At 66.0% G+C, this 11,649-nt stretch carries 11 protein-coding genes; 5 read left to right on the top strand and 6 right to left on the bottom strand.

The annotated features are described in order from the left end of the window. Positions 1–26: 26 nt before the first annotated feature. Together rpoH and BVE01S_RS03170 are read right to left on the bottom strand one after the other, a co-directional pair. Positions 27–914 carry an RNA polymerase sigma factor RpoH gene (gene rpoH, locus BVE01S_RS03165; RefSeq protein WP_026108409.1) on the bottom strand — a complete coding sequence of 296 codons (888 nt, stop codon included), beginning with the start codon at positions 912–914 and terminating at the stop codon, positions 27–29. A gap of 230 nt (positions 915–1,144) precedes the next feature. Beyond that, the gene (locus BVE01S_RS03170; protein ID WP_066624212.1) at positions 1,145–2,164 is read right to left on the bottom strand and encodes an RluA family pseudouridine synthase; all 1,020 of its coding nucleotides are present in this window, start codon (positions 2,162–2,164) and stop codon (positions 1,145–1,147) included. An 83-nt stretch (positions 2,165–2,247) separates the two neighbouring features. On the opposite strand from BVE01S_RS03170, the gene BVE01S_RS03175 reads away from it, so the two are divergent. Next, the gene (locus tag BVE01S_RS03175) at positions 2,248–2,760 is read left to right on the top strand and encodes a DUF2799 domain-containing protein (protein WP_205678474.1); all 513 of its coding nucleotides are present in this window, start codon (positions 2,248–2,250) and stop codon (positions 2,758–2,760) included. Positions 2,761–2,892: 132 nt separating this feature from the next. On the opposite strand, the gene fba is transcribed toward BVE01S_RS03175, so the two are convergent. The 4 genes from fba to gap all read right to left on the bottom strand — a co-directional run bounded on the left by fba (position 2,893) and on the right by gap (position 6,663). Next, entirely contained in the window at positions 2,893–3,978 is a 1,086-nt protein-coding gene (gene fba / locus BVE01S_RS03180) for a class II fructose-bisphosphate aldolase (RefSeq protein WP_055803694.1), read from the bottom strand. A gap of 144 nt (positions 3,979–4,122) precedes the next feature. Then, positions 4,123–5,319, bottom strand: a complete 1,197-nt coding sequence (locus BVE01S_RS03185; protein ID WP_066624215.1) for a phosphoglycerate kinase — start codon at positions 5,317–5,319, stop codon at positions 4,123–4,125. Between the two features lie 7 nt (positions 5,320–5,326). After that, positions 5,327–5,656 carry a hypothetical protein gene (locus tag BVE01S_RS03190; RefSeq protein WP_066624218.1) on the bottom strand — a complete coding sequence of 110 codons (330 nt, stop codon included), beginning with the start codon at positions 5,654–5,656 and terminating at the stop codon, positions 5,327–5,329. Further along, positions 5,656–6,663, bottom strand: a complete 1,008-nt coding sequence (gene gap, locus BVE01S_RS03195; RefSeq protein WP_066624220.1) for a type I glyceraldehyde-3-phosphate dehydrogenase — start codon at positions 6,661–6,663, stop codon at positions 5,656–5,658. The genes BVE01S_RS03190 and gap overlap by 1 nt, the downstream gene beginning before the upstream one ends. A 253-nt stretch (positions 6,664–6,916) precedes the next feature. Between gap and BVE01S_RS03200 the strand changes: the two genes are divergently transcribed. From BVE01S_RS03200 to ilvG, 4 genes are all read left to right on the top strand, one after another. Further along, positions 6,917–7,069: a hypothetical protein gene (locus tag BVE01S_RS03200; RefSeq protein WP_157076419.1), complete on the top strand. Its 153-nt coding sequence runs from the start codon at positions 6,917–6,919 to the stop codon at positions 7,067–7,069. A 91-nt stretch (positions 7,070–7,160) separates the two neighbouring features. Next, a complete protein-coding gene (gene ilvD, locus BVE01S_RS03205; RefSeq protein WP_066624225.1) occupies positions 7,161–8,900 on the top strand; it encodes a dihydroxy-acid dehydratase in 1,740 nt (579 codons plus the stop codon). Positions 8,901–8,903: 3 nt separating this feature from the next. Then, positions 8,904–9,917 carry a ketol-acid reductoisomerase gene (gene ilvC / locus BVE01S_RS03210; RefSeq protein ID WP_066624227.1) on the top strand — a complete coding sequence of 338 codons (1,014 nt, stop codon included), beginning with the start codon at positions 8,904–8,906 and terminating at the stop codon, positions 9,915–9,917. Positions 9,918–9,936: 19 nt separating this feature from the next. Beyond that, a complete protein-coding gene (gene ilvG, locus BVE01S_RS03215) occupies positions 9,937–11,649 on the top strand; it encodes an acetolactate synthase 2 catalytic subunit (protein ID WP_066624230.1) in 1,713 nt (570 codons plus the stop codon).

Here is an 11,649-nt window from a genome sequence, read left to right on the forward strand (position 1 = left end):
GTTGAAGGCGCAGCGGACCGAGTTGCTCAGGCGTCGACCAGGTTCCGCTCTTCGGCGGCGGCGCGCATGGCCTTTTGCAGCTTCTCGAAGGCGCGGACCTCGATCTGGCGCACGCGCTCGCGCGAGACGCCGTACTGCCCGGCGAGCTCTTCCAGCGTGACCGGGTCGTCCTTGAGGCGCCGCTCCGTGAGGATGTGCTTCTCACGGTCGGTCAGCTCTTCCATAGCCTCTTGCAGGAGGCTCATACGGATGCCCTTTTCCTCGTCGTCGGCGAGCTGGGTTTCCTGAGACACGGCCGTGTCATCGGCCAGCCAGTCCTGCCACTCGCTTTCACCATCAGCGCGCAAAGGCGCGTTCAGCGAGGCGTCGCCGCCGAGACGGCGGTTCATGTTGGTGACCTCTTCCTCCGTCACGCCCAGTTTGGTGGCGATGGCGGCGAGGTGTTCAGGATGCAGATCGCCTTCCTCGAAGGCCGAGATCTGGCTCTTGGCCTTGCGCAGGTTGAAGAACAACTTCTTCTGCGCCGCAGTGGTGCCCATCTTCACAAGCGACCAACTGCGCAGGATGTACTCCTGGATCGAGGCGCGGATCCACCACATGGCGTAGGTCGCCAGGCGGAAGCCCTTGTCGGCGTCGAATTTCTTGACGGCCTGCATCAGGCCGACGTTGCCCTCGGAAATCACTTCGCCGATCGGCAGGCCGTAGCCGCGATACCCCATGGCGATCTTGGCCACGAGACGAAGGTGCGAGGTGACGAGACGGTGGGCGGCTTCGGGGTCCTGGTGCTCAGACCAACGCTTGGCGAGCATGAACTCCTCGTCCTTGGTCAGCATCGGAAATTTGCGGATTTCCGTCAGATAACGCGACAGGCCTTGTTCAGGCGACATCACCGCGAGCGTACTATTGGCAGCCATATACAGGTCCCTCCGACCGTCTTGAACGAGCGGGCTCTTCGTCATCGGCCACGGTGTGTGCGCCGACGTCTCACCCCTCAACCGGTAAAGTAGCGATGGGTTGCCGCCATTTTTAGAGGCGGATCGTCACACGAAAGCGTGACCGTGGCCCTGGCGCCACTCGCGCCGATCGATGTCCTATATAGAACTTTGTCAGTTGCTATTCAAGACCTGCTTGAATAGACGCCTGCTCAGAGTTCGGCGAGGCGCGTTTCCAGGCGCTGCATGTCGGACGGCGGCGCAGTCTCGAAGCGAAGCGCCTCGCCCGTGACAGGATGGACAAAGCCCAGGACAGCGGCGTGGAGGGCCTGACGCTCAAGGCCAGCCTCAGCGATGGCGGCGCGGACGGGAATGGCGGGACTGCCCGAACCATAGGTCGCGTCGCCGAGGATGGGCGCGCCCTTGGACGACAGGTGGACGCGAATCTGATGGGTGCGGCCGGTGTGAAGGGCGCAGGCGATACGCGCCGCCATAGGTGCGCCGCCAGCTTTTGCGGGCTCTCCGAAGGTCGCCTGAACGACATAGTCGGTAATGGCCTCGCGACCGCCGGCCTTCAGGACCGCCATCTTCTTGCGGTCGCCGGTGGAGCGGCCGATGCGGGTGTGGATGCGGCCGGTCGCGGGCGACGGCGCGCCGCGTGTCAAGGCGATGTAGGTGCGCTCGATGTCGTGCGCAGCGAACAGGGCGGAGAGGCCGGCGTGGGCGCGGTCGGTCTTGGCGGCGACCATCACGCCGGAGGTGTCCTTGTCCAGCCGGTGGACGATGCCGGGACGGGCGACGCCGCCGATGCCCGACAGGCTGTCGCCGCAATGGGCCAGCAGCGCATTGACCAGGGTGCCGTCGGGCGTGCCGGGCGCGGGGTGGGCGGCCATGCCCGCAGGCTTGTCGATGACGATAAGGTCGGCGTCCTCGTAGAGGACGATCAGGGGGATGGACTGGGGCTGGGGCGTGGCCGGCGCGACGGGCGGCAGGGCGACGGCATAGAGGCCTGGCTGGGCCTTGGCGGAACCGCCGGTCAGGACCGCGCCATCGCGGCTGACAGCGCCCTCGGCGAGCAGGGCCTGGAGCCGGGCGCGCGACAGGGTGGGGAAGGCGCCGGCCAAGGCCTTGTCCAGGCGAACGCCGGCCGCGTCGATGCGGGCCTCCAGCACCTCGGCGGGGGCGCCGGTCGCGGGGTCTTCGTCTTCGTCGATCAGATCATGGGCGGACACGTCGTCTCCCTAGCACGACCGGCCGCTTGCGCGAGGGGCGCGGGTGAGGTGATAGTCAAGCTTGGGGGCGTAGGGGACATCCGATGAAGCGGTTGATGATCGCCGGGGGCGCGTTCGCCGCGGCGGCGCTGCTGAGCAGCTGCACCACCATGAGCAAGGACGAATGCCTCGCCGGCGCATGGGGCGAGAAGGGCTATGCGGACGGGGCGTCGGGCTATCCGATGACGCGGCTGGACGACCACGCCAAGGCCTGCGCCAAGTTTCAGATCGCACCCAATTCGGCCGCCTATGGCTCGGCGCGTGAGGATGGCCTGCGGACCTATTGCACCTTCCAGCGCGGCTGGGAGGAGGGACGGGCGGGCAATGCCTATTATGGCGTCTGTCGGCCGGAGGAGGAACAGGCGTTTCTACCGGCCTATCGTGACGGCCGAATGCTGCATGAGGTCGAGGACGCGTACGAAACGGCGGAAAGCGCCTTGAACAGCGCAGAAGCCCGGATCGAGAACCGTGAAGACAAGCTGGAAGCCAAGGAGCGTGAACTGCGCGGCGAAGGCCTGACGGACGAGGAGAGGGAGCGTATTCGTGACCGCATCTAAGAGGTCAGAGGCGAAATCCGCGATGCGCGTCGCAATGCCCGAGAGGCCCGCGACGCGCTGGATCAGGCGGAATGGGACGTTCGCCGGCTGCGGCGTGAACTGAGCGGCCGCTACCCGGTCTAAACCTCGGCCCTAGGCGGCCTTGACGGATGCGCCGCGGAAGGACGGATCGAGGTCGCCCGAGGCATAGCGTTTGGCCATCTGGGCGGTAGAGAGGGGACGAATCTTGGAGGCCTGACCCTCGCAGCCGAACTGCTGGTAGCGCTCCATGCACAGCTTCTTCATCGCCTCCTTGGCGGGCTTCAGATAGTAGCGCGGGTCGAACTCGCCCGGCTTCTCCATCAGGGCCTTACGGATGGCGCCGGTGATGGCCATGCGGTTGTCGGTGTCGATGTTGACCTTGCGCACGCCGTGCTTGATGCCGCGCTGGATCTCCTCGACCGGCACGCCCCAGGTCTGGGGCATTTCGCCGCCGTACTGATTGATGATGTCCTGCAGATCCTGCGGCACCGATGACGACCCGTGCATCACCAAGTGGGTGTTGGGCAGGCGACGGTGGATTTCCTCGATCACGTTCATGGCCAGCACCTCGCCGTCCGGCTGACGCGTGAACTTGTAGGCGCCGTGGCTGGTGCCCATGGCGATGGCGAGGGCGTCGACCTTGGTGGCGGCGACGAAATCGACGGCCTGATCCGGGTCGGTCAGCAGTTGCGAGTGGTCCAGCTTGCCCTCGAAGCCGTGACCGTCCTCGGCCTCGCCCATGCCGGTTTCCAGCGAACCCAGCACGCCCAGTTCACCCTCGACCGAGACGCCGCAGGCGTGGGCCATTTCGGTGACGCGACGGGTGACGTCGACATTGTATTCGTATGAGGCGGGGGTCTTGGCGTCCTCCTCCAGCGAGCCGTCCATCATCACGCTGGTGAAGCCGTACTGAATGGCGGTGGCGCAGGTCGCCGGGCCGTTGCCGTGATCCTGGTGCATACAGACCGGGATGTGCGGATAGAGCTCGGCCAGGGCGTCGATCAGCTTGGCCAGAACGATGTCGTTGGCGTAGTTCCGGGCGCCTCGGCTCGCTTGAATGATCACGGGAGCATTGACCTCGTGGGCCGCCTCCATGATCGCCAGACCCTGTTCCATGTTGTTGATGTTGTAGGCGGGCAGGCCGTAGTCATTCTCTGCCGCGTGGTCGAGCAGCTGTCGCAGCGTGATGCGCGCCATGGGGTAGTCTCCTGAGCCGAATAGTCTTTTTGGTTGGGCGAGAGATTAGACGCCGGACAGCGCGAAGTCACGCCGTGTTACAGCCGTTTCAGCGCCGATTTCGAAGACAGGATGCAGGCGTGATCCGCCTGCATCGCTAAGCTTTCAGGCGCGCAGGGCCTCGACGCCGGGCAGGGGCTTGCCCTCCATCCATTCCAGGAAGGCGCCGCCGGCGGTGGACACGAAGGTCAGGTCCGCCGCGACGCCGGCATGACCGACGGCCGCGACCGTGTCGCCGCCGCCCGCCACCGCGATCAGGGCGCCAGCCTTGGTGCGGTCGGCGACGTGCTTGGCGGCCGCGACCGTGGCGGCGTCGAAAGGCGGGACCTCGAACACGCCAAGCGGGCCGTTCCAGATCAAGGTCTTGGACGCGTCGATGGCGGCGTTCAGGCGAGCGACGGTGTCGGGGCCTGCGTCCAGGATCTTGTCTTCAGTCGCGAGGGCTTCGCCGGTCTTGACGGTGCGGGCGGCGGCGCCGGGCTTGACCTCGGTCGCCACGACGACATCGACGGGCAGCAGGATGTCGCAGCCCTTCGCCTCGGCTTCCGCCAGGATTTCGCGCGCCGTGTCCGCCATATCCTTTTCGGCCAGTGAACCGCCGATATCGACGCCTTGGGCATAAAGGAAGGTGTTGGCCATGCCGCCGCCGATGGCGAGCGTATCCAGCTTGCCGACCAAGTTCTTCAGCAGGTCCAGCTTGGTCGAGACCTTGGAGCCGCCGACGATGCCGACGACTGGCTTCTGCGGCTTGCCGAGCGCAGCGTCGAGCGCGTCCAATTCGCGCCGCATGGATTCGCCAGCATAGGCCGGGATGTGGTGGGCGACGCCTTCCGTCGAGGCGTGGGCGCGGTGGGCGGCCGAGAAGGCGTCGTTGACGTAGAGATCGCCCAGATCCGCCAGCTTCTGGGCGAAGACCGGATCATTGGCCTCTTCCGCCGCATGGAAGCGCACGTTCTCCAACAGGACCACTCCGCCGGCGTCCAGATCGCGGATGGCCTCCACGGCGTCAGGGCCGATGCAGTCGTCGGCGAAGCGGACGGGGGCGCCGAGCAGTTCTTCCAGCGGTTGGACGACGGGTTTCAGGCTCATGGACGGGACGCGCTGGCCCTTGGGGCGGTCGAAGTGAGCCAGCAGGGCGACCTTGGCGCCCGCGTCGCGCAGGCGCTGGATCGTCGGCAGGGCGACCCGCAAACGGGTGTCGTCCGTGACCTTGCCGCCCTCCATCGGGACGTTGAAGTCCACGCGGACCAGGGCCGTCTTGCCGGCGAGGTCGTAAGCGTCGTCGAGGGTGCGGAAGGTCATGATTATCTCAGAATGCGTTGCAAACAGGGTACGCAGTTGTCACCACGTTGACGACGCTGATCGCGAACACGACAAACGCCGCCGCCGAAAGAAGGTATCCAGCGGGATTTCTATTGCGCCAAAAGAACACACCGGCTGCAATCAGCCATGCAAATGTCAGCGCCGTGAGAACCAAATAAAAGCCCAGTCCAGGACTGGCCCCGATTGGGTCCAGAAAGCCGAATCTTGCGAGGTTTCGGATTGCGCAAAAAGTCGATGCACCTGCCCCGGCCAGAAAACCGGTGACGATCAGGGCGATCCCTCGGATGAATGTCCAAAGGATCGCCCGATCAGTCATCAGAAGAACTTCGCCATCTGCAACGCCGTGTCGCTCATGCGCGTCGCGAAGCCCCATTCGTTGTCGTACCAGCTCAGCACGCGGGCCAGCTTGCCGTCGACGACCTGGGTCTGGGGCAGGGCGGCGGTGGAAGAGGCCGCGATGTGGTTCAGGTCGTGCGAAACCAGGGGGTCGGTCGTCGTGAACAGGACGCCCTTCATGGGGCCGTCGGCAGCGGCCTGAAGCGCCGCGTTGATCTCTTCGACCGTGACCTCGCGACCGGCGACGACCTTAAGATCGACGACCGAGACGTTGGGGGTCGGGACGCGGATCGACGAGCCGTCCAGCTTGCCCTTCAGCTCCGGCAGGACCAGACCCAGGGCCTTGGCGGCGCCGGTTGAGGTCGGGATCATGGACAGGGCCGCGGCGCGGGCGCGGTACAGGTCCTTGTGCATCGTATCCAGGGTCGGCTGGTCCCCGGTGTAGGAGTGGATGGTCGTCATATAGCCCCGCTCGATGCCGAACAGGTCGTTCAGCACCTTGGCGACCGGGGCCAGGGCGTTGGTGGTGCACGAGCCGTTCGACACGACGATGTCGTCGGCGGTCAGGGTTTCGTGGTTGACCTTGTAGACGATGGTCTTGTCGGCGTTGTCGGCGGGCGCCGAGACCAGGACGCGCTTGGCGCCGGCCTTCAGGTGGGCGCTGGCCTTGTCCTTGGAGGTGAAGATGCCGGTGCATTCGAAGGCGATGTCCACCTTCAGCTCGGCGTGCGGCAGGTTGGCGGGGTCTCGCTCGGCCGTGACCTTGATCTTGCCCGTGCCGACGTCGATCCAATCCTCGCCCGAGGTCACCGTGCCGGGGAAGCGGCCGTGGACCGAATCGTAACGGAACAGGTGGGCGTTGGTCTCGACCGGACCCAGATCGTTGATCGCCACCACCTCGATGTCCGTGCGGCCATGCTCGATGATCGAGCGAAGGACGAGACGGCCAATGCGGCCGAAACCATTGATGGCGACGCGAACGGTCATGGAGAGCTCCTGTGATCGGTATGACGAGCGTTATATAGGTGCGCGTCTCAATGGAGCGGTCGCGGGCGGGTTTCAACCCCGCGCTCGTAACATGATGTGATGGACGGTTACGCTTCGAAAATCCTCGGTGTCAGCTTCGGGTAAGAAACACCCCGGACGCGGTCGTTTTCGAGCCGCCGCGCAAATTTATTGCGACGGGGGTTGTGTGATGCCCGCCGCTATGGTTTCTTGGCGTCAGAACAGGGAGCCGCCCGTGGCCACGATGACGCGCGACATGATGAAGGGACGCACCGCCAAGGCGGTCGCCGCCGTTCGCGCGCCGGTCGGCCTGGAAAGCCCCGTATTCCTGATTACCCTCGTACTTCTCGGCCTGCTTACGCAAGCGGCGTGGATGCACGCGACCTGACCCTAGACACACTCAGGATCGTCTCGCACCACCCCGCATCCGAAAGGAAGCGGGGTTTTTAGTGCGGGGCGGTTCGAAACGAACCGGACCGATGACGCAAAATTCTACCTCCCAGCCCAGAAAGCCCAACGCGCGCAGCGCGGCGGTGACGGCTGGCCCGAACCGGGCCGCCGCCCGCTCGTATTTGCGCGCCGCCGGCATGCAGGACGCCGATTTCGACAAGCCGATGATCGGCATCGTCAACACCTGGTCGACGGTCACGCCGTGCAACATGCATCTGGATAGGCTGGCCAAGGATGTGCGCGCCGGCATCACGGCGGCAGGTGGCTATCCGGTTGATTTCAACACCATCGTCGTCACCGACGGCATCTCGATGGGCACGGCGGGCATGAAGGCCTCGCTGATCAGCCGCGAGGTCGTCGCCGACTCCATCGAGCTGGCCATCGAGGGCCACCAGCTGGACGGCGTGGTCTGCATCGTCGGCTGCGACAAGACGATCCCGGCGGCGGCCATGGCTTTGGCCCGGATGGATATCCCCGGCCTGGTCTATTACGGCGGCACCATCATGCCCGGCGTTATCGGGACGAAAGAGGTCTCGGTCCAGGAGGTGTTCGAGGCCATCGGCGCCCATTCGGCCGGCGCCCTGGACGACGAAGGTCTGAAGGCGGTCGAACAGGCCGTCTGCCCCGGCGCCGGGGCCTGCGGCGGCCAATTCACGGCCAACACCATGGCCATGGCCCTGTCGGTCATGGGCATCTCGCCCATGGGCGCCAACGACGTGCCGGCCGTCGATCCGAACAAGGCCGCCGAGGGCGAACGCTGCGGTCGGCTGATCGTCGAACGCGTCTTCTCCGGTGACACGGCCCGCAAATACATCACACGCGCCAGCCTGAAGAACGCCGCCGTCGCCGTCTCGGCCTCGGGCGGGTCGACCAATGCGGTTATGCACTTGACGGCCATCGCGGCGGAGGCCGGCGTCGAGTTCGGCGTCGAGGACTGCCACCAGGCCTGCGTCGAGGCGCCGGTCATCTGCGATTTGAAGCCGGGCGGCCGCTTCCTGGCCTCGCACCTGTTCGCCGCCGGCGGCACCCGTCTGGTCACCCAGCGGATGGCCGAGGCGGGCAAGATCGTGAACACCCCCACCGTCACCGGCCGCAGCCTGTTCGCCGAAGCCGCCGAGGCCGAGGAGACCCCGGGCCAGGTGGTGGTGACCACCTTCGATGCCCCTGTGATGGATCGCGGCAGCTTCGCCGTCATCTATGGCGATGTCGCCCCGGAAGGCGCGGTCATCAAGCTGACGGGCCACAAGGTCGACACGTTCGAAGGCCCGGCCTGCGTCTTCGACTCGGAAGAGGACGCCTTCCACGCCGTTCAGGACGGATCGGTCGGCGAAGGCGACGTGATCATCATCCGCTACGAAGGGCCCAAGGGCGGTCCGGGCATGCGTGAGATGCTGCAGGTCACCGCCGCCCTGAAGGGGCGCAAGATCGACAATGTCGCCCTGCTGACCGACGGCCGGTTCTCGGGCGCCAGCTACGGCTTCGTCGCCGGACACGTCTCGCCGGAAGCCGCCGTGGGCGGCCCGATCGCCCTCATTCGCGATGGTGACCGCATCACCATCGACGTCACCAACCGCCGCATCGACGTCAATGTCGATCTGGCGACGCGCCGGGCGGGCTTTACGCCCCACGTAGTCCGCCCGGCGCGAGGTGTCTTCGCCAAATACCGCGCCTCGGTCGCCTCGGCCGCCCAGGGCGCTGTCACCATCCCCAACCCGCCGCCGGCCCAAGTCCCGGCAAGCCACAAAATCAACGCTGCTCAGGACGCCTGACCCATGGCCATCACCATCTACACCAACGAAGACATCAAGCCGGGCGCCATCGCCGGCCAGCGCATCGCCATCATCGGCTACGGCTCGCAGGGTCGCGCCCATGCGCAGAACCTGAAGGACAGCGGCCATGACGTGGTCGCCGGCGTCCGTCACGGCGGCACGGGCTGGAAACACGCCACCGCCGACGGCGTGCCGACCGCCGAGCCGGCCGAGGCCGTCAAGGGCGCCGACATCATCGCCATCCTGACCCCCGACATGGTTCAGGGCGACGTCTATCGCGACATCATTGAGCCGAACGCCAAGGAAGGCTCGGCCCTGCTGTTCGCCCACGGCTTCTCGATCATCTACGAGCGCATCACCCCGCGCGAGGACATGGACGTGATCCTGGTCGCGCCGAAGGGACCGGGCGATCTGGTCCGTCGCGAGTTTCAGCGCGGTCGCGGCGTGCCTAGCCTGTTCGCCGTCGAGAAGGACGTCACCGGCAAGGCGCGCGACCGGGCCATGGGTTATGCCAAGGGCAACGGCGGCGCGACCGGCGGCCTGCTGGAAACCACCTTCCGCGAAGAGACCGAGACCGATCTGTTCGGCGAACAGGCGGTCCTGTGCGGCGGCGCCAAGGAGCTGGTCATCCAGGGCTTCAACACCCTGGTCGAGGCCGGTTACCAGCCCGAGATCGCCTATTTCGAATGCCTGCACGAGCTGAAGCTGATCGTGGACCTGTTCTACGAAGGCGGCATCTCCAAGATGCACCACTTCATCTCGGAAACCGCCAAGTACGGCGCGGTCGCCAGCGGCCCGCGCGTCGTGACCGAAGAGACCAAGGCCCGCATGAAGACCATTCTGGACGAGATCCAGGACGGCACCTTCGCGCGCAACTGGATCGCCGAGAACGAGGCCGGCAAGCCGCAATACGAGGCTTGGCTGAAGGCGGACCGCGAGAGCCAGATCGAACAGGTCGGCGCTCGTCTGCGCGAACGCATGGCCTGGCTGAACACGCCCAAGGCTGAAGCGGCCTGATCGCCGCCTGAACGACCGGATGACCCTGATGACCGCCGCCGCTTTCAAACCCTCAGCCGAGACCGCACCCCAATCGGGTGCGCGTCTGCTGGTCTCCACCCTGGAGCGGCTGGGGGTGGAGGTGGTGTTCGGCTATCCGGGCGGCGCCATCATGCCGGTCTATGACGCCCTGGCCGGCTCCAAGCTGAAACACATCCTGGTCCGCCATGAGCAGGGCGCGGCCTTCTCGGCCGACGCCTATGCCAGGAAGAGCGGCAAGGTCGGGGTCTGCATGGCGACGTCAGGCCCCGGCGCCACCAATCTGGTCACCGGCATCGCCAATGCGATGATGGACTCGGTGCCGATCGTCTGCATCACCGGCAACGTCGCCCAAGGCCTGATGGGCACTGACGCCTTTCAGGAAATCGACATCCTGGGCGTCACCCTGCCGATCGTGAAACATTCGATCCTGGTCCGCTCGGCCGCCGAAGTCCCCGCCGCGATCGAGGAGGCCTTCCATATCGCTCGCTCGGGCCGTCCCGGTCCTGTTCTGGTCGATCTGCCCAAGGATGTGCAGTTCGAGACGACCGGCGAGGACTACGGTTTCTCCATTCCCAACGAGACGCCGCGCGTCGATCATGACGCCATCGCCGCCGCCGAGGCCGCGATCCGGGCAGCGAAGAAGCCGTTGGTCTATATCGGCGGCGGAGTGAAGATCGGCGGTGCGACAGGAGCCCTGCGCGCCTTCGTCGCCGCGACCGGCATCCCCCAGGTCTCGACCCTGAACGCCCTGGGCACCATCCCGACCGATGCGCCGGGCATGCTGGGCATGCTGGGCATGCACGGCACGCGCGCCGCCAACCACGCGGTGCAGGACAGCGATCTGCTGATCGTCGTCGGCGCCCGGTTCGACGACCGCGCGACGGGCAAGCTGGCTGAATTCGCGCCCAATGCCCGCATCGTTCATTTCGACATCGACGCCTCGGAAGTCGGCAAACTGCGCAGCGCCAATGTCGCCGTCGTCGGCGAGCTGCGCGAAGGCATTGAGGCGCTGAAGGCGCGGATGCGGTCGGGCGCGGCGCTGGACATTCAGGCCTGGGCCGACGACTGCGCCGCTGCGGCCAAAGCTGGCGCTCACCGTTATGACGCGCCGGGCGAGGGGGTCTATGCGCCCGCCCTGCTGAAGGAAATCTCGGAAGCGGCGGGCGATGATTTCGTCGCCGCCTGCGACGTGGGCCAGCATCAGATGTGGGCGGCCATGCACTGTCGCTTCGCCAAGCCGGAAGCCCACATCACCTCGGGCGGTCTGGGCGCGATGGGCTTTGGCCTGCCCGCCGGCATCGGGGCCAAGCTGGCCGATCCGTCCGCGACGGTCGTCACCATCGCCGGCGACGGCGGGTTCATGATGAACATCCAGGAGCTGGCGACGCTGAAGCGTTACGGCATCCCGTTGAAGATCGTGCTGATCGACAATTCCTCGCTGGGCCTGGTGCGCCAGTGGCAGGAGCTGTTCTTCGCCGAGAACTATTCCGAGATCGACCTGTCCGACAACCCGGACTTCGTGAAGGTCGCCGAAGCTTTCGGCATCGAGGCCTTCCGCATCGATCGCCGCGATCAGGTGTCCGACGGCATCCGGCGCCTGCTGGCCGCCGACGGTCCCTGCCTGGCCCATGTGGTCATCGACCCCCGAGAAAATGTCTGGCCGCTGGTTCCGCCGGGCAAGAGCAATGCTGAAATGATGGAGGGCTCCTGA

It is taken from the genome of Brevundimonas vesicularis NBRC 12165, assembly GCF_001592205.1.
Taxonomy (GTDB): Bacteria; Pseudomonadota; Alphaproteobacteria; order Caulobacterales; family Caulobacteraceae; genus Brevundimonas; species Brevundimonas vesicularis.